18 protein-coding genes are annotated in these 26,818 nt (G+C 55.2%); 13 read left to right on the plus strand and 5 right to left on the minus strand.

The features are described from left to right. Nucleotides 1–73: 73 nt before the first annotated feature. Nucleotides 74–868 (minus strand): TlpA family protein disulfide reductase, encoded by a 795-nt coding sequence (locus SH528x_RS34590; protein WP_442507973.1) that lies wholly within the window; start codon nucleotides 866–868, stop codon nucleotides 74–76. A 217-nt stretch (nucleotides 869–1,085) separates the two neighbouring features. Here SH528x_RS34590 and SH528x_RS34595 point away from each other — a divergent pair, with 217 nt between their 5' ends. The 3 genes from SH528x_RS34595 (at nucleotide 1,086) to SH528x_RS34605 (ending at nucleotide 5,333) form a co-directional block, all read left to right on the plus strand. Next, entirely contained in the window at nucleotides 1,086–1,715 is a 630-nt protein-coding gene (locus SH528x_RS34595; protein WP_442507974.1) for a sigma-70 family RNA polymerase sigma factor, read from the plus strand. 167 nt (nucleotides 1,716–1,882) lie between these two features. After that, entirely contained in the window at nucleotides 1,883–4,051 is a 2,169-nt protein-coding gene (locus SH528x_RS34600; RefSeq protein WP_442507975.1) for a serine/threonine-protein kinase, read from the plus strand. Between the two features lie 148 nt (nucleotides 4,052–4,199). Then, nucleotides 4,200–5,333 carry an IS481 family transposase gene (locus SH528x_RS34605; protein ID WP_442507976.1) on the plus strand — a complete coding sequence of 378 codons (1,134 nt, stop codon included), beginning with the start codon at nucleotides 4,200–4,202 and terminating at the stop codon, nucleotides 5,331–5,333. Between the two features lie 282 nt (nucleotides 5,334–5,615). Here SH528x_RS34605 and SH528x_RS34610 read toward each other — a convergent pair whose 3' ends face one another. Beyond that, nucleotides 5,616–6,695: a dihydroorotate dehydrogenase gene (locus SH528x_RS34610; RefSeq protein WP_442507977.1), complete on the minus strand. Its 1,080-nt coding sequence runs from the start codon at nucleotides 6,693–6,695 to the stop codon at nucleotides 5,616–5,618. A gap of 300 nt (nucleotides 6,696–6,995) precedes the next feature. On the opposite strand from SH528x_RS34610, the gene SH528x_RS34615 reads away from it, so the two are divergent. After that, on the plus strand, nucleotides 6,996–8,627 hold the full coding sequence (locus SH528x_RS34615; protein ID WP_442507978.1) for a cation:proton antiporter domain-containing protein: 1,632 nt from the start codon (nucleotides 6,996–6,998) through the stop codon (nucleotides 8,625–8,627). A 185-nt stretch (nucleotides 8,628–8,812) separates the two neighbouring features. Next, nucleotides 8,813–9,286 (plus strand): hypothetical protein, encoded by a 474-nt coding sequence (locus tag SH528x_RS34620; protein WP_442507979.1) that lies wholly within the window; start codon nucleotides 8,813–8,815, stop codon nucleotides 9,284–9,286. A gap of 253 nt (nucleotides 9,287–9,539) precedes the next feature. On the opposite strand, the gene SH528x_RS34625 is transcribed toward SH528x_RS34620, so the two are convergent. Together SH528x_RS34625 and SH528x_RS34630 are read right to left on the minus strand one after the other, a co-directional pair. After that, complete coding sequence (locus SH528x_RS34625; protein ID WP_442507980.1) at nucleotides 9,540–11,336, minus strand: arylsulfatase; 1,797 nt, start codon at nucleotides 11,334–11,336, stop codon at nucleotides 9,540–9,542. A 161-nt stretch (nucleotides 11,337–11,497) separates the two neighbouring features. Continuing rightward, nucleotides 11,498–12,529, minus strand: a complete 1,032-nt coding sequence (locus SH528x_RS34630) for a GDSL-type esterase/lipase family protein (RefSeq protein WP_442507981.1) — start codon at nucleotides 12,527–12,529, stop codon at nucleotides 11,498–11,500. 158 nt (nucleotides 12,530–12,687) lie between these two features. Between SH528x_RS34630 and SH528x_RS34635 the strand changes: the two genes are divergently transcribed. Continuing rightward, nucleotides 12,688–13,242, plus strand: a complete 555-nt coding sequence (locus SH528x_RS34635) for a Uma2 family endonuclease (protein ID WP_442507982.1) — start codon at nucleotides 12,688–12,690, stop codon at nucleotides 13,240–13,242. Nucleotides 13,243–13,710: 468 nt separating this feature from the next. Beyond that, nucleotides 13,711–14,130: a hypothetical protein gene (locus tag SH528x_RS34640; protein ID WP_442507983.1), complete on the plus strand. Its 420-nt coding sequence runs from the start codon at nucleotides 13,711–13,713 to the stop codon at nucleotides 14,128–14,130. A 151-nt stretch (nucleotides 14,131–14,281) separates the two neighbouring features. On the opposite strand, the gene SH528x_RS34645 is transcribed toward SH528x_RS34640, so the two are convergent. Further along, entirely contained in the window at nucleotides 14,282–16,456 is a 2,175-nt protein-coding gene (locus SH528x_RS34645) for a TolC family protein (RefSeq protein ID WP_442507984.1), read from the minus strand. Between the two features lie 248 nt (nucleotides 16,457–16,704). Here SH528x_RS34645 and SH528x_RS34650 point away from each other — a divergent pair, with 248 nt between their 5' ends. The 6 genes from SH528x_RS34650 to SH528x_RS34675 all read left to right on the plus strand — a co-directional run bounded on the left by SH528x_RS34650 (nucleotide 16,705) and on the right by SH528x_RS34675 (nucleotide 26,709). Further along, the gene (locus tag SH528x_RS34650) at nucleotides 16,705–20,268 is read left to right on the plus strand and encodes an ABC transporter permease (protein WP_442507985.1); all 3,564 of its coding nucleotides are present in this window, start codon (nucleotides 16,705–16,707) and stop codon (nucleotides 20,266–20,268) included. A gap of 6 nt (nucleotides 20,269–20,274) precedes the next feature. Then, nucleotides 20,275–21,021 (plus strand): lipoate--protein ligase family protein, encoded by a 747-nt coding sequence (locus SH528x_RS34655; protein WP_442507986.1) that lies wholly within the window; start codon nucleotides 20,275–20,277, stop codon nucleotides 21,019–21,021. Between the two features lie 164 nt (nucleotides 21,022–21,185). Then, nucleotides 21,186–22,583 (plus strand): UTP--glucose-1-phosphate uridylyltransferase, encoded by a 1,398-nt coding sequence (locus tag SH528x_RS34660; protein ID WP_442507987.1) that lies wholly within the window; start codon nucleotides 21,186–21,188, stop codon nucleotides 22,581–22,583. A gap of 129 nt (nucleotides 22,584–22,712) precedes the next feature. Next, the gene (locus SH528x_RS34665; RefSeq protein ID WP_442507988.1) at nucleotides 22,713–24,563 is read left to right on the plus strand and encodes an HlyD family efflux transporter periplasmic adaptor subunit; all 1,851 of its coding nucleotides are present in this window, start codon (nucleotides 22,713–22,715) and stop codon (nucleotides 24,561–24,563) included. Then, nucleotides 24,560–25,378 carry an ABC transporter ATP-binding protein gene (locus SH528x_RS34670; RefSeq protein WP_442507989.1) on the plus strand — a complete coding sequence of 273 codons (819 nt, stop codon included), beginning with the start codon at nucleotides 24,560–24,562 and terminating at the stop codon, nucleotides 25,376–25,378. Before SH528x_RS34665 ends, SH528x_RS34670 begins: the two co-directional genes overlap by 4 nt. Next, entirely contained in the window at nucleotides 25,378–26,709 is a 1,332-nt protein-coding gene (locus SH528x_RS34675; protein ID WP_442507990.1) for an ABC transporter permease, read from the plus strand. Before SH528x_RS34670 ends, SH528x_RS34675 begins: the two co-directional genes overlap by 1 nt. Nucleotides 26,710–26,818 lie beyond the last annotated feature (109 nt).

Here is a 26,818-nt window from a genome sequence, read left to right on the forward strand (position 1 = left end):
TCTTGCTAAAGATCACGCGCGTAGGCGACTCATTGGCTGAAGGATCTTTAGCAAGATCCACTACCGAAGCGGTTTAATTGTCAGCTTGCATCATCTGTTTGACAAACGGAATCACCTGCTTGTCGTAAGTGAAGCCGGCGGTATCGCCCGCATCGACAAACTTTTTAACCAATTTCCCATCCGCATCGTAAATCAAAACCGCGGGAATCGAATCAAGATCCAATTCGGCATATACATCATCACTCTCGGTCGTGCTGATGTAGTTGGGGAAGGTAGATTCAACACTGGTGACAAACGCAACGACTCGTTCCTCGTAGTGTTTCGGTGGCCGCGATTTTCGTCCATCGAAATCGACATCAACCGAGATGCACTGGACTTTGTCGGCGAACTGTTTATCCAAACGCACCAAGCCAGGAAACTCTTCTAAACAAGGGCGACAGGAGAGCGACCAAAAGTCGACCACGGTGATTTTGTTGGTTTTGGCGACGCGGTTTTGAATTTCCTGCAAAGATCCGTACAGGATTTCGGGCGACGCCGTTTCGGACGCGTCTGCAATGGGCGGCTTGTTGCTGATTTGCACGTCGGGCATCTCTAAACCACCGCCGCCTCCAGACTTCGGTGAACTGGTATTCGCCGGCGGGATGTCTCCTGGTGGCAATTCGAGTTGCCCCGGTGGTTCTGATGGCGCCGGGTCGGTTGGCGTCGTCGCTTGCTCTGTCGGCGTCACGGACTCGGGCGGCGGCACTGTGGGCGATTCCTCCGAGGATTTCCCACACCCAAGACAAGAAAACAGGGCGATCAACGCAAGCAAACTTAGACCGTTTCGCAGAGATTGCGAAAAGCGACCGTTTAAGTGATTCTTTGGCATCCGAAGTACTTTCATTCTTCTATAATCAGGTTCCGTGTCCCCCCATCCTGCGTGTGCGAACGCACCTAGCCCGACGCGATTGGCATCAAAGCACTGCGCGATTGCCATGGAAATACGGTGGCACGGGGGTAACACGATGATTGTACCGGTCTGACCGTGTCGCGGGTACGGCATTCTGACAAAGGTTTTCCAGGAAAGAACAATAGGCGATCTCAGCGTGGAGCGTTCCGAATCAACCACCCATTTGGTCATTGCCTCGAAAGAGGGCAACAACGATGCGCTCGGACAGCTGCTCGAGCGTTATCGGGGGTACCTTTTGATGTTGGCCCATCGCTTTCTCTCGGAACGATTGCGACGCCGCATCGATCCCGCTGATATTGTCCAGCTGACGTTCCTGGAGGCCAAACGTGACTTGGACTCCTTTCGCGGCTCCAGCCCGGCGGAATTTGCAGGCTGGCTAAGGGGGGTGCTAAAAAACAACGTCGCATCTGCCGTTACCCGACATGTGACGACCCAAAAAAGGTCACTCAAACGCGAAGTCGACGGAAACAAACCGTCCCCGAACGATTCCGGTGGCGGTGCCTGGATCCAACAATTGCCTGGCAGCACGACGAGCCCCAGCGGGGTCGCGATCCGCACCGAGGCCACTGTGGCACTGCTAGAAGCTCTGCATCAATTACCCGAAACTCAGGCCGAGGCGATCCGGCTCCGCTACATGGAAGGGCTGCCGTTAGCGGAAATTGTCGAGCGAATGGGCAAAAGTGACACTGCGGTGGCAGGTTTGTTGAAACGTGGACTGCAAAAACTGAGAACGATCTTGGACCACGATATGAGCCCATGGTTGTAAAAAACACGACAAATGGCGGCTTTGACACTGCTTACATCCTGGTCGGGGGCGGGACCACGCGTCGAGCTCGACAAACTTTACCGCGCCCTACTGGGGCATTCATTTGAGCCTGAGTTAGAATCGACTACGTCTTTGCCCTCCTTTTCAATCCACTGCCACGACCTGTTATGGCTGACAACGAACCTACCGCAGATCCCGTGGATGAAGCCTTTGCGGCTTACCTGCGTTCGTGTGATGCCGGTGAGTTAACCAGCCGCGAAGATTTCTTAAAACAGTTTCCTGCTGTTGCCGGACAGTTAAAGCAACTGATGGAAGCGGCCGACCTGCTCGGCCAAGTGACGATGGCGTCGGGATTGTCGTCACGTCGAGCAACCGTCCAAAACGGTGACGAAACGGTTGCCACCACCTCGGCGGTCGGGGAACAATCGAATGTCGATCCTGCGATCACGCTGCCAATGGCGAACCGATCCAAGAGCGACCCTGGCCCCACGCTGCCGTTTGACCTGGGCGATTACGAGCTTCAAGAAGTGCTGGGCAAAGGCGGTATGGGAATCGTCTATCTAGCGAACCAAAAACAACTCAACCGCATGGTCGCCGTCAAGATGATTCGCGGTGGCATGTTAGCGGACGAATCCGATGTGCGGCGGTTTTACACCGAAGCCCAAGCGGCGGCACGACTGAGCCACCCTGGCATCGTTCCGGTGTATCAGTTTGGTCAACGAGCCGGCCACCATTTCTTTTCGATGGCGTATATTCGTGGCAGCGACTTGCAGCGAAAAATCTACGCGGAAACACTCCAACCGAAACAAGCCGCTCGCTATGTACGTGATGTGGCACGCGCGATCGCCCACGCTCATCACAAAGGAGTGCTGCATCGCGACCTGAAACCCGCCAACGTACTGATCGACGAACACGACCAAGTCCATGTGACCGATTTTGGGCTCGCCAAACACATGGACGCCGACAGCAGTGTGACCGGAACCGGCGCCGCGCTGGGCACGCCTCACTACATGGCCCCAGAACAGGCCGGAGGACTCAGCGATCGAGCCAATCGGCAGAGTGATGTGTATGCGATGGGTGCGATTCTGTTCGCTTGCTTGACCGGACGCCCTCCGATCGTTAGCGATACCGTGATGCAAACGTTGCTGGATGTCGTTCACAATCCCGCCCCCCCAGTACGCTATTTTCGCTCGGACGCCCCTGTCGACATTGAAACGATCGTGGCCAAATGCTTGGAAAAGAGTCCACAGAAACGCTACGAGTCGGCCGAAAAACTTGCCGATGACCTCGATGCCTTTCTCGAAGACCGTCCGATCAAGGCGCGGCCTCGCTCGATGCCCGTCAAGGTTTGGCATTGGCTCGAAGGGGTCCCGTTGGTCGCTGCCGTCTCGGGCCGTCGTATGGTCAGTGCATCGAGGTCCCATCGTCGCTTTCAAGCAGTGATGTTGCTGCTGCTGTTGCTGACTCCCTTTGTGGCCGTCGGATTGTCAGTGCTGTGGCACAGGCACAAAGAATCGATGCCAAGTTTTGTTCGCATCGGCGGCGGGCTTGACGATGGCGTTTACAACGCGGTGTCGGCGACAATCGCCGAGCGACTTTCAAAGAAATACGGAGTCACCTCGTCGGTCGCCACCAGCAACGGTTCACTCGAAAACCGATCACGGCTGTTGAACGGCGAAGTCCACCTCGCTCCGATGCAGGCCTCGGCGATTAGCGGAAGCGACCTGTGCGTCGTCGCGCCGCTGTTCTTCGAAGTGGTTCACCTGCTCGTTCGCGAGGACTCGAACATCCAAGCCCTCAGCGACTTAAAAGGCCACCGCATCGCCGTGGGTCCGATCGGCAGTGGATCGCGAGAGGCGACCGAGATGGTTTTTGAATCGCTCTCTATCACCCCTGACATCGCACCTCGCGAAGTAATGGCGTGGAAAGACCTCGAATCCGACTCGGCGCCCGATGTCGCGGTGATCTGCGTTGGCCTGGGCAGTCCGTTGATTGCCAATCTGATTCGCAGCCACCGCTGGGAACTGATGCCGATTCCCAATCCGATCAAGATCGCACTGCAACACCCCACGCTGCGACCGATGAGCATTGACGCCACTGATTACCCTGGGATCGAAATTCCCGAAGCGGGCGTGGCTACCGTCGGAACCACCGCTTTTTTAGCGGCACGGACCGATACATCTTCCGAGCTTGTCACAGCGACGCTTGACGCGTTGTACGAACCGCCTATTTTGTGCGTCGGTTTGATCCCGCGAAAACACGCGGCCGAATGGCAAGGGCTGGCACTGCATCGTGCGGCTCGCCGATTTTTTGAAGTCGAAGAAACGACGCCATAGGATCGTGTGGGAATTAATTGTAGGGCCGGTTCCTTGTATAGACCGGAGACATGGGTGGCGCTTTTTCGGGGACATGGGTGGCGCTTTTTTGCAGTAATCATACTTACTCCTTTTAGGAGCAAGTATGGGCTGGAAAGAGTTCGATCGAGTGTCCCAACGAGAAGAGTTTGTCCGCTTGGCAGAGGCCGACGGAGTCAATTTTAGCCGGTTGTGCGAGCGATTTGGCATCTCACGCAAGACCGGCTACAAGTGGCGAGAGCGTCACCGAGCTTGCGCCGAAGAACCTTTGGTGGATCGCTCGCGAAAACCTCACCGATCCCCCACACAGACGCCCGCAGAGATCGAGCAGAAAGTGCTGCAGATCCGCGATGCTCACCCGGCCTGGGGCGGCTTGAAGATTCGCAAGCGGCTCAAAGTCATGGGTGAAAAAACGCTTCCTTCGCCCAGCACGATCGCCGCTGTCTTGAAGCGACATGATCGCATCAGTGACGCTGAATCGGCCAAGCGAAAGCCATGGACGCGGTTCGAGCGAGAGCGTCCCAACGAGCTGTGGCAAGTTGACTTCAAGGGCGAGTTCGCGCTGAACAACAAGAGCTATTGTTACCCGCTAACCCTGCTGGACGATCACTCCCGGTTTTCACTGGGGATCCTCGCTTGTGGGAATCAAACGCGGCAAACGGTGCAAAGTCATTTTCGCAACGTGTTCGCAATTTACGGGCTTCCACACGCGATTTACGTCGACAACGGCAACCCGTGGGGCGGTAGTCACTTGATGCGTCACACACGTTTTACGGCGTGGTTGATGCGTCACGATGTGGAAGTGATTCACGGTCGTCCACACCATCCTCAGGGCCGCGGCAAGCTGGAGCGATTTCATCGCACGCTAAAACTCGAAGCCCTGCAGGATCGCTCACTGAGCACGCTGGCGGAAGCTCAAGAGTGCTTTGATCTTTGGCGAGACGTCTACAACTTGGAGCGTCCTCACGGGGCATTGGATTTGGAAACACCTTCGCAGCGATACCAAATCAGTGAGCGACGTTTTCAGGAGAAAACGGATCCGTTCGAGTATAGCGAACGCTACCAAACACGCCGCGTCAACAGGGTTGGCCAGTTCCGTTGGAAGGGGAAGACGTACCGCATCAGCGAAGCATTCCAGGACCATCCTGTCGGCTTGAGTGGGACTCAAACGGACGGCGTTTGGGATGTCAGTTGCTGTCGTTTTGTGGTGGCCCAGATCGACGAGCGGACTGGCGAAATTCGACGTCACCAGCCACGCGGCTGAAGTTCGCTTGCGCTCACTTCAGCCGCGAGGCTGGTGATCGAGGACGGGGAAAGCTATGCTTTCTCCGCCCCCCGCTGTCTTGTTCAAAGCGCCACCCATGTCCCCGAACGAAATATTCCTACCGGCCGACGCTGAACATAAGGCCGGTTCCGACCCGGCCGACTTAATCGAGCCGCCATGGACGGCCGGTGGGAACCGGCCCTACTTGAACCGGCCCTACTTGAACCGGCCCTACTTGAACCGGCCCTAATCGAAACTGCACACTTATTTTCCGATCGTTCCTTAGCGATTGGCATCAGCCGAGGCGGTATCCGCGGTTTGAACATGCCCCCAACGATCGCCACTCATTTTACGCTGGCCCCCGTTATTTTGCGGCGGAGGCATACGTGACGCCAAGGCTTCCAGATAGTCCATTCGCTCTTCTTCGCTGCTGAATTCCAATGGCCGGATCGCTTGCAATTCGGGCACCGAGCGGATGCCATGGCGCTCCATAAACACAACCAACCCATCGATCATCGAACGCACGATATCGGGTCCTTCGCGATAGACCGCCGACGAGACCATGGCGACATCAGCGCCTGCCAACAAGACCTTGATCACGTCGGTCGCATTACTGACGCCGCCGCAAGCCGCGATCGGCATGGCAGGACAAAAGGCGTGGACTCGCATCACCGATTCAAGCAGATGCGATATTTTCCCACTGGGCGTTAAACACCAATCAGTGGTCATTTGCAACGTATCGAGCGAAATATCGACCTCGGGCGAACGGCCAAATAAAACCAAGCCTTGGATCCCCGACAACAATCGCACCGCCAAATGGCTGAGACTTGTGTATTCGCGGCTCAGTTTTAGAAACAGTGGAATCGAGATCGATTGATGGATAATTTGCACGGCCTCGACAAGCGATTCCTCGATCTCGCGTGCATCCGAAAATTCAGCCGGGGGTGGATGTCGCAAATTCAATTCGATCGCACACGCCCCCGCCTCTTGTAACGCCCCGGCATAGTCGAGCCAATGACTTGCATTATCACCATTCAAACTGGCGATCACCGGCAGCGCCGTCTGGCGGCGGGCACGCCGGACGATGGACAAGTAGGATTCGGCATCATTGCAGAAAGAATCTACCTTGAATCGTTGGGCACACGCGAGCACTTGGGCTTCACGGGCGGTCAACCTCTGGCCGTTCTTCTGATTCCAAAGCAAAACTTGCTCTGCGAATAAAGACGGCAACACCACCGCTCCGGCTCCCGAGGCATCGATGGCAACACGCATCTGTTCTTGCGCCGTTAACGGACAAGCCCCGATGACCACCGGCGAACGCAAACTCAACCCACCATAATGCGTTGTTAAATCGATACTCATTCAGGTTGTCCCCATTTTCAATGGATTTATGCTCGCATGAGAAGACCCACAAATCGTAACGTGACATCCAATGCACACTAACACGAACCGTAGATCGGGTTTATTGTATCTCGCCGCGACAGCCACCGCCAACATTGTCAACACAATGCGATCCACTTTGTTTGCGTTCGCGGCGTGAGGCGTCCGGTTGAAACGAGTAAACGTTTGATTTGGACCGAACAGCCTCTCACCACACCGCTATAAAACACACATTTATTGCCAAAGCTGACGGCATTCAGCGATAGCTCAGCGAACAAAGCCATGGACGATATTTCCGGAATCACAACCGACCTGCTGCTCGTGCTTACCGCAGGATTGATCGCGGGCGCCGTGTGCAAACGTATCGGTGTTTCGATGCTGGTCGGCTATTTGGTGGTCGGCGGTGTGATCGGCCAAGGCGCATTGGGGTTCGTCGAACAACAGAACCACGAACTCGAAGCTTTGGCGGAACTCGGAGCATTGCTACTATTGTTCGCGGTCGGCATCGAGTTTTCGCTCGAAGAACTGATGCGGTTGAGCCGCTACTTTTTGCTTGGGGGTGTCGTCCAAATGACACTCGTGGCCATCCCGATGGCGTTAATCGGCATGGCGATGGGAATGAGCATGAATGCGTCGTTGCTAGCAGCTTCCGCTGTCGCACTGAGCTCGACCGTCTTGGTGTTCAAAGCGTTAGCCGAATGGGGCCGTGCGGCATCGCCCTCGGGCCGCCGCGCGATTGGAATCTTGCTTTTCCAAGACGTCGCATTAGTGCCGCTGATGTTGCTGATCCCGCTGTTGACTCATCATGGCGATCCACCCTCGCTCTATGCGTACGCCCTTCTCGGTGGTAAATCGCTAATCTTTGTGATCAGCGTCGGCATGGTCTATCACTCCGTTCGTCGTTGGCTTGTGCCGGAACTTGCCCAACTGCGCAGCGTTGAACTCGTCGTGCTGTTTGCCGTTTGCTTGCTAGGCGGTGTTTGCTGGATTGCTCACTATTTAGGCTTACCCTCGGCCGTGGGCGCGTTAGCCGCCGGAATGGTGTTAAGCGGAAATCGGCTTAGCAAGCAAATCGACACGATCGTGTTGCCGTTTCGCGAAACGTTCGCGGCCATCTTTTTTGTGACACTGGGAACGCTTCTGAATCCAAGTCAATTTTTTGACGAACCGCTGCTGATCTCTTTCGGTTTGCTGTCGATTCTGTTGATCAAGGGCGCAGCTGCGGCGATCGCACTTAGGTTAGTGGGACTTCGCACCAAAGCCGCGATCGGCATGGGACTGGGACTGGCTCAAATGGGCGAGTTTTCGTTCCTGTTGCTTTCCGAAGGAGTGAAACAGGAACTGCTCAGCCCGATCGCTTATAACCGCTTGCTGCTGATCGCATTGGGTACGCTGATTCTGACGCCTCAATTGATCCAATTTGGGCTCCGGTGGTCGGGCGAGGAGCAATACGAGCACGATGAACACGACCACCATGGGCTGATAAACGACCCCAGCCGGCATGCAATCGTGATTGGTATCGGATTAATTGGACGCCAAATCAGTTCGCAGCTCGAGATGAAGGGGATTGATGTTCGGCTGGTCGATTTCAGTCCGATCAACCTGCATCTTTTTGCCCAGCAAGGATTCCACACGGTCGCGGGCGACGCTCGCGATCCGCAAGTCCTGAAGCGGGCCGACGCTGAAAACTGCAGCCTTTCGGTCGTCAGCGTTCCCGATGACCAAAACGCCAAAGAGATTGTCACGGCGCTAAGGGCCCTGAACGCCGACTCCACCATCCTGGTCCGCTGCCGCTATCAAGGAAACGTCGCAGCCATGCGGCGAGCCGGAGCCAACGGGATCGTCAGCGAGGAAGGCGAGGCATCCAAAGCCCTGTTGCTGTGGTGCGAACGTTTTCTGCAATCAAAAGTATGATGCATCGCATCGTACAATTTCATTTTTATTGCACAATCGCTCGCCTGGACAAACCAAAGCGTCAAAGTACGTACAAAATTCGTTGTGAACAGCCAAATCAGCGATATACTGAACACACACAGAGAGGAATGTTCAGACGCTCATCCATCACCTCTAACCACGACAAACATTTCAAGGACAGTCCGATGCGACACATTTTACTAGGAACGCTTGCAGTTACCGCGATGTTGATCATCAGCGAGCGAGCCAACGCACAATGGGGACACATTGACTATGTGCCTCACACGCAAACTCACATCGACTACTACCGTCACGGGAACCACATCGACGCGGTGCCTCACACCACCACACATGTCGACCGGGTGTACCACAACGGGCCTCACTACAACTACACACCGTACCAGAGCCAACGTCCGGTAATCCAATATGGCGGCACGCAATACAGCAGCGGGTACCGTGGCGGATACCAAAGCTATTACGGCGGCTACCAAAGTGGAATTCAATCGACCTATCGCCCCACTTATCAGTCGACGCACATCGATTACGTGCCTCATACACAAACGCACATCGATTACTATCGCCACGGCAATCACATCGACGCGGTTCCTCATACAACCACGCACATCGATGCCATTCCTCACACAACGCATGGCCATTAGTAATGGCAGTAGCGAAACTCGCTAAGAGTTTCGGCCATCCACTTTGACCTGCGAACGTCTCTGCGACGTTTGCTGAAGCAAGCAGGAATTTCGAGAGGGCGATGACTTGGCACGGCTCCCGCACATGTGAGCCGTGGGCCGTAAGGCACCGGGTCGCGAGGGACCCGGCCGCTCACGCGCGAGCGGCTCACAAAATCTACAACCCCGCTAGTCGCGGCTCTCGACTTAACCCGCTGGCGAGCGAAACCGCTCGTCAATTGAGGCTTGTGACGACGACGTAGTACGCGCCGAGTTCACCTTCTTTGATCTCAAAGATCGGGGCCAGCCGATACGATCCCTTTTTGAGCTCGGTCACGAAGCTGACTTCATCAGCACCGCTCCCAACAGGTTTTCGATCGAGATCCTTGTCGTCAATTCGGAGCACCGCATGCGTAGCACCAATGGCGTTACCCGGCGTGGTACGAAACGCCTGCGCTGCACCAGGAACATTTTCACCGGCTGGTAGTGAAGCATTGATGGCCACTGCCGACTCCGCCGGCCAACGCCGCAGCGAGACCTGATACTTGCCGTCTCGAACCACCTTCACCGCCCAGTGTCCCTCGTGAGTTAGCTTATCGGAATTCGGGTGCTTCCGGTCGGCCGCACGGATCGATCCTTGATGCCACGGCGGATAGATTTTTTGGATCCAATCGTGAGCGGTCATGCTGACCACGGGGTGGTCGGGGTGTCCGAGATGGATCTCTGTGGTCTGTGCAAACGTGGGCTCCAATTCATCCCACCACTTATCGTAGAACTCTCGCATCGTCGCAACGACTTCGGGATGTTCTTTGGCGATGTTTTTCTTCTGGCCGGGATCGACGGTGATGTCATAAAGTTCCTTGCCATTGATCAGACGATACTTTTGCGACATCACTGACGAACCTCGCCATTTGATCGGATCGCGGACACGCTGTGAATCACTGATGACGAAACGCTCGGGCCAATCGACGTCTTTGGCCGGATCCAGCAGAGCGGCGATCGAGACCCCATCAAACTTCACACCCTCCGGCTTTTTCACCCCTGTCATTTCGAGCAGCGTCGGCACGATATCGACGGCATGCGTCAACTCATCAACGTCATGTTGCTTGGTGATGCCACCGGCTGGCCAATGCAGGAAAAACGGGACGCGGTGTCCGCCGTCGTAAGGACTGCCCTTTCCGGCCTTCATGCCCGCGTTGTAAATCTTCACACCACTGGCCGATCCGTTGTCCGTGGTAAATACGAAGATTGTGTCGTCGGCGATCCCAAGCTCTTCGATGAGCTTACGGGTCTTGCCAACGTTTTCATCAATATTGGTGATCATGCCATAAAACGCTGCAATGTTATCGGACTGGTCTTGATACATGTCCAAGTATTTTTGCGGGCAATGCAGCGGACCGTGCGGCGCGTTCGTGGAGATGTAGGCAAAGAAAGGCTTCTTTTCTTTCGCACACTTGCTAATGAACGAATTCGCCTGAGCAAAGAAGACATCGGTGCAAAAGCCTTCTGCCGGAACGATCTTGCCGTTGTGAAAATAGGAACCGTCGAAGTACGCGTTGTCCCACACGTCAGGCGTCTGCCCGATACCGCCGCCGCCATGACGATAGACTTCGGTGAAGCCGCGATCTTCGGGACGATAGGGATAGTTGTCGCCGAGGTGCCACTTTCCGAACATGCCGGTTTGATAGCCAGCATCGCTGAACATTTGACCGACCGTAACTTCGTTTTCTCGCAACATCGATCGCCCCATGATCGTGTGCCAGACACCGGTGCGGTTCGTCCAGTGCCCCGTCAACAGCGAGCAACGTGTGGGAGAACAAGTCGGGGCAACGTGGTAATCGCTCAGCCCGGAACTTTCCGTTGCAAGATGATCGATGTTGGGCGTCTTGATAATCGGATTGCCGGTACACGCCAGATCCCCGTAGCCCTGGTCATCGGAAATGACGAACACGACGTTGGTGGCCGACGCGGCAAGCGTCCCGGAAAGGAAGAGCCCAAAGGTGAGCAAGAAAATTCGAAGATTGGAAGTCATGAGTTGTGGCGACCACGAATGTGAGTTTGAAGACAAGTAGGCGTTGACAGGTTGACGTAAATTGTAGCGTCAATACCGGACAGCCGTTGAATAGGACCGCAATCGACGAAGTTAATCGATCGCGATTTGCAAGGCAAGTTTTTTCGGAACTCAGCCTCAGTTCACCTGTTTTTCGCGATGGGGGTGACCTGAATTTCGTCGCCCACCATTTTTCGCAAAGCATCAGCGACCCGCACGGCGATCGCCTTGCTGCCCGCCGGGTTACTATGAATCCCGTCATCACTCAACTGGGACTCAGGCATCCACATGCCCGGCGGTGCCACGGGACTCATCACCACAATTTGCCGTAGCCAGGTATCGGCAACAAGCTGGACATCCTGCTCGTAAGCGATCTCACGCTCGAGACTTGCAAACGGATCGAAGATGAATCCTCGCGGGATTTCCATCAAAATCACCTCCGCATCGTGATCGCGACAGGCTTGGATCATTTTGAGAAGATTCGCCTTTGTCGCCGCTCGCGAGTGTCCCTTTAGAAAATCGTGGCCACCGAGTTCAATCACGACCACCTGAGGATGATCGGCAAGCACGCGTTCCATTTGCCCCAGCGCTTGCGACGTCGCGATCCCCGAAAACCCTTGATTCACAACCGGCACGCGAATCATCGCTTCCAAAGCACCCGGGTATCCTCGATCAGGGATCATCCCTTGTGTCAAACTGTCGCCCAGACAGACCACGGGCCGGGAAGGATCCAGCACCAGCGTGCGACTAAAATTGGCAATCGCGTGGAACTCATAGAACATCCATCCCCAACACCCCCACAATACCACGACGCAAAGCCCTGCGAACCGTCGATCGAACAACGAGTGATGTCGATAGCGAATCCTGATGGCAACTACAAGCAGCATCACGCACCCGAACACGATCATCGCAGGCGTACGTGGCACCAGCTTGACCGCCAAGATGACGAAACAGGTCACCAGCGGAAGCCAACCTGGCCGATTCCTAAAGAGCAAGACGGAAGCCCAAACCAACCAGAACGCCACCATCCAAGGCAGCACACTAGGAAAACTCAACAGCGAAACCACCACCACGATGGCGATGACCAGCGTCTTGAAAACTCCCAATAGCGAAGTCTTTGGTTTGCCGGGAGAGGGCTGTTCCGACGCATCATCGGCTTCAACAGGCTGGTTCATGGATTTTGAATCACTGGCTATGGCAAGTTGCAATTCGACCATCATAGCCCACCCTCACCGATCACGGTCGATTTTCGGACTCACCTGCTGGCTGACCGTGATGGTACAATCAATCCACTTAAATTACACCGGCGTTTTGTCAACCAAGGTTCCAACCAATGAGCACGGGTTTGCATTTAACCGTGGAAGAATACGGCCGAATGGTCGAGCGTGGAGCGTTTGATCACCTGAATCGCAAGATTGAGTTAATCCGTGGGGAGATACGCGAGAGGAATCCGGCCGGACCTGCTCACGATGACTACATCATTTACCTGACCGACTGGTCTGCTCACAGTGCGCCAAGAGACCAGATCCGCGTAACGGTCCAAACCGGCTTAACGATCTCGGAGCTAGACAGCCGTCCTGAACCGGACCTGCTTTGGATCCGTGCAGGTCGCTATCGCGATCAGCATCCGTCGGCGGCGGATGTAAAGCTGGCAATTGAAGTTTCCGACAGCACACTGAAGTCCGACTTGATCGAGAAGGCTGCACTGTATGCCGAAGCGAAGATCGTCGAGTACTGGATTGTGGACGTGCAAGGCCGCTGCGTGCATGTTTTCCGAGAACCTAAAAACGGTGAGTACACGGACCGCACCGTGGCCAAACTCGGCGAGCAACTTCTGCCACTCCAACCGTGTGCCACTGCACTGGACATCCAAGATCTGTTCGGCTGAGCAGCACGCAAGGAGTCATCGGGCTGAACAGCCAGTGTCGCCAGATAAGAAAGAAAAGGAGCAATCGCTTGGAATTCATACATTACGATCACTCAGGAAGCTGCCTCGAGAGAATTTTCTACGCATTGACGTTTGGTGACTTTTACGACGAGCCGAGCGGGACGATAGCTGGATTAACATTCAAGGCGACGAGGATGTTTTTGTTGAGACGGAGGAAGTAGTGCATCGAGACCTTCGGTGCAAAAATGGGCATCATTATGGTGAGTTGCTACACGGAAAGTTCAATATGCGTAGCAGTACCAACGGAAAAGCTTTTAGCTGCACGGAGGGCTATAATATCTTCTCAAGTGAGTCGAATCAGATTTTGAAGCAGGCAGGCTTCACCAACTATCGAGCTGTTCCGCTTGATCCACAGCCGTACAGCCGACTCAGCAGCAGCTTTGGGCATTGTGCTTTGGTGATTCATCCATGGATCGCGCAGTTGTCTACAATGGGACGATCCCCAAATGCCCGGCCTGCGGATCAGCAATGGTGTGTGAGGACTGTCGTATGCCCTATGGGACCTGTCGAAAGTGCCAAAAAGGAAAACTGAAATATTTTGGATCCGAACAAGCGTTTCGTACCTGTGCCACAGAATTAGATCAGTTTGAGCTGCCCATCGTGTTGCCGGCTTATCGCCCCGTTGTTGACGGATCAAAATGGAATGGCGAAGACTTTGTAAATCTTCGATCGCGTAAAGTTGTCACTCATCGCGTAATGCAAGTACTTCAGGAAGCAGAGATCGGTCCTGCCTATGGTGAACCGATCAAGGTTTGGGTTGATAATTGCACCGAGTCGCAACTGAAGATGCTTGAAAAAGCCAAGTCCACCGATTCTCCGTCGACTTAATTACTGCGGATTTGGTAATGTGGGATAGGCTTCCAGCATGTCGAGGATGCTATGACAGGCTGGAAGCCTAGCCCACTTTTTTCAATCGACGTCCCACGCAGCTCGAGAATTCGTCGCATTTCGACTTTTGCGTTTTCGAAGAAATGGGCTACTATTCCGCAGGCGTGTAGATCGCGTGGGTTTGCGAGCTGCCGTTTTGCAGGTGGATGCCGACATCGTCCAATAGCGTGCCGGACTGGGCACTTACCGATACGATCGCCAGTGAGTAGCGAGATAAATCGGCTGCGTATTGACGTTCGGTTTGCACAAACGCCTCCTGAGCATCGAGCAAGAATTCGATTTGAATCTTGTCCGAATTGAACAACACCTCCGAGGAACGCAAACGATCTTGCGCGGCTTCGTATTGTAACCGCGAGTAGTTCAGCGAAGCGTAGGCGGCATCGACCTCGGCGATCGCATCCTTGATTTCAAATTCGAGTGTTCGTTGCTGTTCGGCTAACAGGTTGCGTTCTTTCGCCAACAACAGCGTGGCGTTGCGTACCGCCGCGCGGGCCTGTCGGCGTCCTGCAGTGACGCCCAGCTCTAGCCCAAATTCCCACTCTTGATGATCGCCAGTGAAGAAATCGTCATAAGCACTGCCAAATCGCTGCTGGTCATTCCCCGTCAAATCGTCGCCGAAACCACGAAGTCGATATCGTCCGATCATGTCCAATTGAGGCAGCAAGAAATTCTTTGAGGCCACCAACTGCAACTGCTGTTGCTGGACTTTCAAACTCTGCCGCTTCAGTTCGGTCCGATTGGCCAAAGCCTGATTGAACACACTTTCAAAGTCGAAATGGAACTCCGCTTCCGGCCCGTCTTCGATCGGCTGCAAGATCTGACCATCGCTGGTCGGCAATCCGACCATTCGCCGCAATCGCCGCTCCGTTGCAAACAACCCGGTTTCGGAATCGCCGCCGCCCAGTGCCAATTCGGCTTCGCGACAGTAGCGATAGTATTTCGCTCGTGCCTGAGCCTCTTTGTTCGCCTCGCCCCCATCGACTTGCGCATGGCTGCGAGCCAACACGCCCTGCCAGGTTCGATAGGCGAGATCTCTCGCAGCTACGATACTTTCGTAGCTGCGGTATTGACGCTTTAAATCCCAATACACCGCGTACAGGTCGCGTACAAAGGTGCGTACCGCAATTTCAAAATCGGCTTCGGTGATGCGAGTATTCAAACGGGCAATCATGATGCCCTTTGAAAAATTAAATCCGGGCTGAGCATTCGGGCCCGCAATCGAATTGAATTCCTTGCCAGCGCCTCGCAACAGCGGCTGACGCACGCCGGCTTCGAGCTGCGTTTCCCAGTAACTGGGGAAACGATTCGCCGCACGGTTATTGGCATCGTATTGTTTGCGAGTCGTCAGATCCCAAACGGCACCCGAGAATGTCCGTTTCTGGATCCCCGCGTTGAAGGTCGCGTAATCTTGCGTCAACTCTTGGACGTCACCGCCGAGCGTTGCATTGTTAAAAACACGATCGTTGTTCTGGGACGTGGCGCTGGCGGACAGCGTGCTGTCAAATGCAGCCAATGCGGCTTGCGGTCCGAAAAACGGATCGCTCGCGGAAATGCTGCGGTCGTAAACGGTGGTGGCAGATTCGGGCGATTCCAAAATCCGTAGCCCTAGCGGACGAAGCACCGGACTTTGCGATAATGCCAAGTGAAGCATTTCGTTTTCGCTGATCGGCCGTGTGGGCAAACCGTTGATGGTATTAGTCGCTATCGGAAGCGATGTCGCTTGAACCGACGGCAATTCCAAATCACCAGACAAAAGATCTCCCCCGAGATCCATCGAATCGCCCAGAGGAGCTGATGCGAGATTGGCAGGTGAGGCTGCAGTTTGCGAGGGATTATCCTTTGGCAAGTTTGGCTCTGCCGCAAAACCGGTCGGCGGCGTTTGTGGCGACGCAGGCCAAAATGATTGCGGGCGCCCCAGCGTGACGCCCGAAGGTGAGTGCTGCGGTCGACTTTCAACTTGCTTCGCCAACGTTTCCAAATCGTCGGTGGACCTGGCCGTTTTCGGACCCGCAGGACGAATCGGATACCCAGTCAATCGAAACGGAGACGTTTCAGTGGATGGGCTGGTTAATTGCGGATCGCCCGTGACCGCGCGACTCGCGACAGTTTGACTCGGGATAGTGCTATCTGCGGAACTTCGCCCCTTTGCTGCGTAGCTTGAACGAGGCCAGCGCTCCGCATCGCTACTGACACACCCCCCGCTGATCACCAGCAGGCCGAGGGCAAATCGCAACCGACGTCGTTTCGTTTCTCGCAAATTGGCCAAGCGAAGCTCATCCTTTCGCCACGATTCCCCCACAAGGGTCGGGCCTGCTCTGGTCACACCGCGAAATCAATCGCGAGGCGAAATCCAGCGATACCGTCAGCCAAATCCGTTTGGCCGTATGATCAAGTGGATCGGTTGCTTTCATTCCGCGACTCAAACCTGTGACGCGGGATTGCTAAACACGGCACAACCGTCACCATGATGGACAGAGCGATTGTGCCGATTGTGAGGAATCCTTGGTGGTCAACATGACAATGGAAACAGAGAACCCAACGCCCCGAACCCAACGCTTGACAACGTCGTTCGGCATGAAATCGATGGTCATGTCGTCGGTACGCCATTCTTGGCGAGTGTCGGCATCGGTCGCACTGGGTGTCGCGACGGCCACCGCGGTGATTGTCGGAGCTTTGCTGGTTGGCGATTCGATGCGAGGCAGTCTGCGTGAATTGACGATCGAACGACTCGGACGCACCGATTCGATGGTCGCACCGGGCCATTTTTTCAACAGTCAACAAGTCACAGGCGATTCCGTAGAAGCCGTCTCGCTGATTTTCTTTCCCGCAGGGATTGTCGAATCCGAAAACGCCGAGGGCGACGTCACCCATCGCGCCGGTTCGGTGCAATTGATCGGATGTGACGAGAATTTCTGGGAACTGGGCGTGCAAAGTGTTCGTCCGGACGTGTTGCCCAGCGACGAAGGGGTGGTTCTGAACCAGGCGACTGCGACCGAGTTAGGGGTGGACGTCGGAGACTTAGTCACGGTGCGACTGCCGGTCGAAGCCGCCGTGCCCGCCGACAGTCCACTGGGCCGCCGCGACATCCAAAGCGAAGGCCTGCCGCGAATGAAGGTGCTGAGCATCATTCCAGATCGCGGTTTGGGACGATTTTCCGTCACCGCCAGCCAAGCAGCCCCACTGAACGTTTACCTTCTCCGCGAAACCGTTGCCGAGGCGCTGCAACGTGAGGGACAAGCAAATTTGTTGCTATTTGATTCGGCTATCGCACCCTCTGCGTTAAACATCACGCTCGAGGCACTCGGGTTGGATCTGAAACAGGTCAAACAGGCCTTTGTCGGCGAAGGGGACGAGGGAACCGACAGCGAGACGATTTTTGAATATGTGTCACTGGCCAGCGATCAACTGCTGCTTCCCGAGCAAGTTGTCGAGCAGACCGTGCACGCACTGGGGCGTGACCGCGTGACCGAAGTTTGCACGTATCTGGCCAATGCCATCGAACGAGTCGACGAAAACGGCAAGGTGATTGCCTCGGTTCCCTACAGCACGATCACGGCGATCGATTCCACGCCGGGCTTACCCCTGGACTACACGTTGCCTGCTAAGGCAAGCCGCACTCCCTCAGGTGCAACCAACGACGCACCCCTTGTCCCGTTGGTCATTAACGACTGGACTGCGAAACAGCTTGAAGCGGAAATCGGCACCCCACTGCGGATTGCCTATTACGAACCCGAAGTGGAAAACGGGAACGAGATTGAGCGTACCTTTTCTGCCGTCGTCACCGACATCGTTCCGATTACGCGTCCGGCGAAACCTTATCGTCGATCACGCGAAGCGGTGTTTGACAAGCCGCCCACGGTCTACAACGATCCCGATCTGACCCCCACGGTGCCAGGCGTTACCGACCAGGATTCGATCAGCAATTGGGATTTGCCCTTCAAATTGACTCGCGACATTGAATCGGCAGATGACGAGTACTGGAATGATTTTCGGCTAACTCCAAAAGCGTTCTTGCCATTGGCCGAGGGTCAACGTTTGTTTGGCAGCCGGTTTGGAAACACGACGGGGCTTCGTATCAAGGTCGCCAAAAACGAAAGCGAAGCCCAACTGCAATCCAAAATACTCAGCTCGTTGGAGCCTTCGTTTGACGATCTTGGTTGGTCGATTCACCGCATTCGCGAGCAGCAACTCGCCGCATCGCGAGGAACGACACCGTTTGACGCCCTTTTCTTGTCGCTTAGCTTTTTTGTCATTCTGGCGGCAGTAATGCTGATCGCGATGCTGTTCCGACTGGGGCTGACACAGCGACTAAAACAACTCGGTACGCTGCTGGCGATCGGATGGACCCCACGTCGGCTTGGACGTTTGGTGCTCAGTGAAGGAGCCGTCGTGGCAACGATCGGCGTCGTACTGGGGATCATCGCCGGTATCGGCTATGCGATGTTTGTGTTGTGGGCGCTACGATCGTGGTGGGTCGGTGCGGTCACGGTGCCTTTTTTGACATTCCACTGGACATTGCGAAGCTTGCTGATTGGTTCGACCGTTAGCTGGGTCGTTGCGATGGCCACGTTGGCATTGACGGTTCGGTCGATCGTACGAGTCGACGCACGCAGTTTGTTGACGGGAACCGACCAAGATCAATCGGCAACGACTTCGCAAAAAGGAAAAACTCGTCGCGTGTCACGGTTGCGGATCGCGGCGATTTCCCTGGGTGTACTGGCCGTGATCGTCGCGGCATTGGGGGCCCAGGCGGGCGGTCAAGCTGCGGCGGGTGGCTTTGTGGGCGGCGGCATGTTGTTGCTCGTCGCCGCACTGACATTGGTCTACACCCGACTAAGACAGCCGCATCTGCGATCCAACGATTCGGTTACCACGCTTTCCTCGTATCGCTCGCTCGCGACGCGGAACGCCGCACGACATCCGCTGCGCAGCACGTTGACGATCGGGTTGATGGCAACCGCCGCGTTTTTGATTATCGCCATCACGGCATTTCGGCTGCGGCCGACCGAAGCGGGCAGCGGCGGTTTCGATCTTGTCTCGCAAACCGCCCAACCACTTTATCGCGACTTTGCCAATCCTCAAATCCGCGAGGACTTGATGGGCAAGGACGCAGCGGAAATGGCCAATGCAATCGTGGCACCGATGCGAATGCGAGCCGGGCAGGACGCGAGTTGCAATAACTTGTACCAAGCGACCAGCCCCACCGTGCTGGGCGTTCCTGCATCGTTTGCCAACCTGTTCCATGAAAACCCCGAGCGTTTACCTGGTTTTGAATGGGCGAAATATGCGGCGGTTGCGGATGGCCAATCGCCTTGGGAATTGCTTTCGCCCGCAGCCAAGGGAACCGCAGAGGATCCGATTCCGGTGATCATCGATTTGAACACCGCGATGTGGAGTCTGCAGATGCAAAAGGGAATCGGTGAAACCAAGGCGTTTGAATTTGAACCCGGTAAACCGCTGTATCTGAAAGTGGTGGGATTGTTATCGAACACGCTGCTGCAAGGCAAATTGCTGATCGGTGAATCCAATTTTGAAACGCAATTTTCCAATCTCAGTGGCTATCGCTACTTCCTGATTGATGCAGCACCGGACAAGATGGCTCAGGCCGCTTCGGCGCTCGAAAACCGGCTGGGCGATGTCGGGATGGACGTTTCGCAAAGCGAATCGATTCTGGCGAGCATGATGGCGGTGCAAAACACCTACCTTCGTACGTTCCAAAGTCTCGGGGCGTTGGGACTGCTATTGGGAACCGTCGGATTAGCGATCGCTCAATTGCGAAGCGTGCTGGAGCGACGTAGCGAATTGGCGGTGTTGCGAGCGATCGGGTTTACTCGCCAACGATTATCGGCCATCGTGCTGCGTGAAACCAGCATCCTGCTGTTGGTGGGAATCGGTTGCGGTGCGGTCTGTGCGATGTTGGCGGTTTTGCCCTACGGCATTCTAAGCGGGATAAATCCACCTTGGATCGAGCCACTGTTGATCGTGATTGGTATCGTCGTCTTCGGGTTGCTGGCAGGATTGTTAGCGGTGCGTCAAGTCGCAAAAATGCCGCTGCTTGACTCGCTACGCGGAGACTAAGAAAGAATGCAGATTGTCGCCCATCCCCTGACCAAAGCTTCCCATCACATTGCGATGGACGAAGCGTTATTGCTGATCGCGGAAGAGCAAACGTCCAACGCGGGAGGATCGTGCGAGTTCATTCGCGTCTGGGAATTCGAGCACCCTACCGTCATCATTGGCCGATCGTCGCGTGTTGCCGAAGAAGTCGATATCGATTTCTGCCGCAGCGAAGAAATCCCCATTTTTCGCCGCTGCACGGGTGGAGCCTCCGTGGTCGGAGGGCCTGGATGCTTGATGTACAGCGTGGTGCTTGATCTGGATTTGCGTCCCGACTTGGCCCGCATCGATGTGACTCATCAATTTGTGATGCAGCATCTGCAAACCGCAGTCAATCGCCAATTCCAAGCAGCGACCGAGGCGGCTCAATTTCAGGGAACATGCGATTTAACTTTCAACAATTGCAAGTTCTCTGGGAACAGCATGCGGATGGCCCGCCATCATCTGCTGTATCATGGCACCCTGTTGTACGACGGTGATTTGGCGTTGATTGCTCGTTGTTTAAAATTCGCACCGCGGCAGCCTGATTACCGTGCCGAGCGGGATCACGAACAATTCATTACCAACATTGATATCGACCCAGCGGAACTGAAACGTGATCTCGTGGATGTGTTCGGAGGCCGCGAGACTTGGCGTGAAGCTCTACCGCAGGCTCAGATCGAAACATTGTGCGAACAGCGGTACGAGAACAGCGGATGGAATTTCTCGCGTTAGCGGTTTATCGTTTTAGGACAGAACGTTTGAGGGGCCGCGTTTCGTGTCCAACGCATAGCACATCGATCGCGTCCACCGGCACAAGTTTTGCGGCTAGACCGCGAATGTGCTCAATTTGCACTTAGACAAAATTTTCCGTATCCTCGTTTCCCATGCTTCAAACAATGAATCTCGAGTCCTTGAAATCGCAACTCGCCAAATATTCACAAGAGCATGTCCTGGATTACTGGGATGAACTCTCCGACGAGGAACGCCAAAACTTGGCGGCTCAAATCGAAGACGTCGACTTTGAAACGATCGCGACGCTGGTGGCGGGGAAAGACGAGAAAATCGATTTTGAATCGCTTGCAGCCAATGCCGAGACTCCGCCTTCGGTTCGCGCCGACGGCAGCGGAGCGAAGTGGAGCGTTGACGAAGCACGCGAGCGTGGGGAAGCGGCGCTGCGAGCGGGCGAAGTGGGAGCGATCCTGGTCGCGGGTGGCCAAGGCACACGACTGGGGTTTGACCTGCCCAAAGGCATGTTTCCGGTTGGGCCCATTTCGAACCGTACGCTGTTTCAGATTTTCGCTGATCGGCTGCTGGCCATTGGCCAAAAGTACGGCGTCGCGATTCCGTTCTACATTATGACCAGCGATGCGACCGACGCTGAAACACGAGCCTATTTCCAAGAGAACAACTTTCTCGGCATGGCGCCCGATGACGTGCGGATCTTTCGCCAAGGCACGATGCCCGCGGTGGATGCCAAAACGGGCAAACTGCTGATGGCTTCGAAAAGCTCACTCGCCCTCAGCCCCGATGGTCATGGCGGAACCGTGCGGGCACTGGACCGCAACGGATGCCTCGATGACGCGAAAAAACGGGGTGTGAAATGTCTGTCCTATTTCCAAGTCGACAATCCGCTTGTCAACGTTTGCGAGCCCACGCTGATCGGGCACCATTTGTTGTCCGGCAGCGAGATGACCACGCAAGTCATTCGTAAACGCTATGCGATGGAAAAAGTCGGAAACATCGCTTTGGCTGGAGGCAAGGTTCAAGTAATCGAATACAGCGACTTGCCTCAAAAAGCAGCCGAAGCGACTGACGCGGACGGCCAATTGAAACTATGGGCGGGCAGCATCGGAGTGCATGTAATCGACGTCGACTTCCTCTGCCGAGCCAGCCAGAACACGTCATCGCTGCCATTCCATCGCGCTCAGAAAAAGGTGCCTTACTTGGATGCCAACCAAAACGTGGTCACCCCGAGCGAACCCAACGCGGTGAAATTTGAAAAGTTCATCTTCGACTTGTTACCCAGTGCAAAAAACGCATTTGTGGTCGAAGTCCTTCCAAGTGAAGGATTTGCGCCAGTAAAGAATGCCGACGGAGCGGAGAACGATACACCTAAATTAGCCAGAGAAGCGATTGTGGCGCAACATCGCCGCTGGCTCGAAGCGGCCGGAGCGACGGTCGCCGAGGGGGTCAAAGTGGAGATCAACCCCCGATTTTCGTTAACACCAGAAGAGCTTGCCACAAAGATTCCGGCTAATTTGCATATCGATGACAATCGTTATTTCGAGGCTTGATTACAATGAGGGGGCGTGAATCGCCTTAGCGACCGATACTTTCGTCACTGGGCGTGGTTTAAACAAAGGCTCCGCCCAGATCAGAGCCGAAATGATGTCCTTCCCCCCCTTCATTCCCACCCGTTTGCAATGATCAAACCAGCTTCCCGCCTGGCCTCGGCCCGCCATCGACGTGGGGGCCTTTTGGCTGGATTTCTCGTGTTTTTGGTACTCGCAGGAACCGCAGGCTGGTTTGTGTACAGCTACCTCGCCAAACGGGCGGAGGGCATTTCCACCAAAGACTTGATTACGTCCCCCGTCATCGTTTCGCCCTTTGACCACATCGTGCTCGAACAAGGCGAAATCGAGAGCAGCAGTAATATCGAAGTTACCTGCCAAGTCGAATCACGAGGCAATAGCTCTGGAACCGCCATCTTGTGGGTGATCGACGAAGGAGCTCGTGTTTCCAAAGGTGACAAGCTGGTCGAATTGGACGCGTCGCAGCTAGAGCTGACACTGAAAGAATCTCGCATTCAAGTGATCACTGCCGCAGCCAACGTTGCGACGGCAAATGCACTTGTCGAACAAGCCACCATTGCCCGCGAAGAATATCTCGAAGGGGTATTCAAAACCGAAGAAAAGGCGATTTTGAGCGAAAAGGCGATCGCCGAACAAGAGCTTCGCATAAACCAGTTGGCGTTGCAAAGCAGCGAGCGTTTGGTGGCCAAGGGACTCGTCAAATCGTTGCAACTCGACGCCGACAAGTACGCCGTTGCCAACGCCCGAAACCAACTGCAAGCCGCCGAGGGCCGACTGCGGGTGTTGAGAGATCTGACAAAACGCAAAATGCTGGTTCAATTCGATAGTGATATCGAAGCGGCCAAGGCTCAACTCGCCGCAGCCGAAAGCGGGTTGGCCGAAGAGCAGCAAGAACTAACCGACGTGAAAAAGCAGATTGAAAACTGCGTTATTTCCGCTCCTTCGGAAGGCGTGGTGGTCCATGCGAACCGCTACAGTTCACGAGGCGGCAACGCGGAATTCGTGGTCGAAGCGGGAGCGACGGTGCGTGAACGCCAAGCCATCATTCGCTTGCCCGATCCCAGTCAAATGCAAGTAAAGTGTAAAATCAACGAGTCGCGAATCACGTTGATCCAGGCTGGCATGCCCGCCAAAATCGCTGTCGAATCGGTAACTGGCTTGCGATTAAAGGGAGCTGTCGTCAAGGTCAACCGTTATGCCGAACCAGGCAGTTTTTTCAGTTCGTCGATCAAAGAATATGCCACCTGGGTCGAGATCATTGGTCCGCCTGACAATATCCGCACCGGGATGACGGCCGAGGTCCAGATTTTCGTTGAGCAAATACCCAATGCGACTCAGATTCCAATTCAAGGGCTGTACGAACACGGCGGGAAAATGTACTCACTCGTGAAAATGGGACCTCAGGCTTTCGAAACTCGCGAAGTCACGATCCGGGCGACCAATGACACGATGGCCTGTATCGATGAAGGACTTGAGGAAGGTGAAACGGTCGTGCTGAACCTTCGTTCATTCCTGACGCTGATGGATTTGCCCGAGCTTGAACAGACCGACAACAGCGACATGCGTGAAATCGCCGCCGATCGTGCACGAGATACCACTCGCGGCGGTGAGACGATGGACTCGGAAGCGGGAAACCGTGACGAGGCAGGCGGACCACCGCGAGACCGCGGCGGACAGGGCGGACCGGGCGGTTTTGGTCCAGGCAACGCAGGACCGGGTGGGGGCAGCTCCGCAGAAAGTGGTCGTCCCGACCCCGCCACAATCGCAAAGACGCGAATCCAGCAATCCGACACCGATGGCGACGGCAAACTGTCAAAAGACGAAATTGATGCGGTCGAAGATGAACGACGGCGTGGGTCGCTCGTCGAAGCCGATACCGATGGCGATGGCATGGTCACGGAATCCGAACTGACCAGCGCGATGCAAAAACGCATGTCGCAAGGTGGCGGGGGACCGCGATGAGTATGAAGGAAGCGTATTCCTCTGAAACGCGGCCTGTGGAGGTGTCTAGCACCTCGTCGCAACGAATGGCGACGTCGATCCGTAATCTCAAAAAAGAATACGTGCTCAAGAGCGAGACGGTACGGGCACTTCGCGGCGTCTCGTTTGACGTTCCCGAAGGGGATTACGTCGCGATCATGGGACCGTCCGGAAGCGGCAAAAGTACGCTACTGAACATGCTCGGGTGTCTTGACCAGCCCACCTCGGGAAGCCTGATGATGGGCGACGACGATATCATCACCTTGACCGACGACCAACTCGCCGATCTTCGCAGCAAGCGGATCGGCTTTGTCTTTCAATCCTACAACTTGATCCAACAACTGAGCGTCGTGGAAAACATCCAAGTCCCGCTCTATTACCAAGGCCGACTGGGTGCAGCAGAACTGGAACGAGCCAAAAAAATGGCCGCTCGAGTAGGATTAGCGGATCGCTTGGACCATCGCCCGTCTCAACTTTCGGGTGGCCAGCAACAGCGTGTTGCGATCGCACGCAGCTTGATCAACGACCCCTTCTTCATTCTCGCCGACGAACCGACGGGTAACTTGGATTCGGTGACAACCGAAGAAATCCTCGCCATCTTCGATGAACTGAACGAAGAAGGCCGCACAATCATTTTGGTGACTCACGAAGATGACGTTGCCGAGCGTGCCAAGCGAATCGTTCGACTGAAAGATGGGATGCTTGATCGCGATGAATTGATCAGCGAAGAAAAACGCGCTGCCGCACGTGCTGCCCAGCACGAAAACGTCGTCCAACTTCTTGCAAGGCAATCGTAATGCTTTGGTTACGAACATGGCAACTTGGTATCAAAAGCCTTTCGCTGCATCCGCTGCGAACGGGTTTGACGATGCTTGGAATCTTGATTGGCGTTTGGGCGGTCATCGTGTTGACCGCGATCAGCCAAGGCGCAAGCGATCAGGTCCAAAAGCAAATCGAGTCGCTCGGTGCAAACACCATCATCGTCCGCAGCGTAAAACCGCCAGACGAAAAGATGGCGGGCATGTCGGCCAGCAAGTATGGACTTTTGCGTAGCGATTTGGAATTGATTCTGGGCACGGTCCCTACGATCCAAGCGGCGATTCCGATCCGCGAAATTCGCCGCCAATTTAGTTACCAGGACCGCGTCTTGGATGGGCGACTTGTCGGCTGCACGCCACTTTACGATGACGTGAACAGTCTGGTCATCCGCAAGGGTGGAGGTCGCTTTTTGTCCGATGCCGACGGTATTCTCTCGGCCACCGTGTGCGTGATTTCCGCAGGCGTGGCGGACCGCTTGTTCCCCTATGAAGAACCGCTCGGCAAACGGGTGTATGTCCCTGAAAGCGAAGACTTTTTCAAAATTGTCGGAGTGCTTAAAGCTCGGAATCCTTCCGCGGCGATCGGGGGATCGCTTGACTCTCAAGACTATTCCTCGGACGTCTACATCCCGATTCAGACGTTGCGAAAACGAGTCGGCGACACGATCATGACGCGGCGTAGCGGCCAGTTCCAAGTCGAAATCATGGAACTGAACCAGATCACGCTGCAGGTCGAGCGGGTCGATCAAGTCCGCAGCACAGCGGCGATGATCGAGTACATGCTTGAACCCAAACATGCCGCGGTCAACGACGTCGCCGTTGTCGTCCCGCTGGAACTCCTGGAACAAGCCCGCAACTTACGGATGATGTTCCTGGGGATTGGTATTTTGATTGCCTGTATCTCGCTGATCGTGGGTGGGATCGGAATCATGAACATCATGCTTGCGAGCGTCACCGAACGTACTCGAGAAATCGGCATTCGCCGTGCACTCGGTGCGAAACGCGGTGACATCGTACGTCAGTTTTTGGCGGAAACGCTGGTGCTTAGCTTCGCCGGTGCAACCCTTGGCATCCTACTTGGGTTCTTAGGCCCTGCGATGTTCAGCGGATTGATGTGGGTCGTCCAAACAGGTTTCCCCGAAAAGTTTGCGGCCCTTCCCGATGCGATCCGCGAAGCCGAACCCACGATCGTTTACGGCACAATTCCGTTAGCCGTTGTGATCGCGGTCGCCGTCGGTCTGATCAGCGGACTGTATCCCGCGATCCGAGCCGCACGCATGAACCCGATCGAAGCGTTGCGACACGAGTAAGTTTCCTGTCGTCGCGTTGCGACTTGCTTCGCTTTGGTTCCCAAACCCCGGACTGGCGTCCGGGGCTACACCGTGTCGTCACTTCGTGACTAACCATTCGCGAAACACT

It is taken from the genome of Novipirellula methanifontis (genome assembly GCF_052161655.1).
In the GTDB taxonomy this organism is placed as follows: domain Bacteria; phylum Planctomycetota; class Planctomycetia; order Pirellulales; family Pirellulaceae; genus Novipirellula.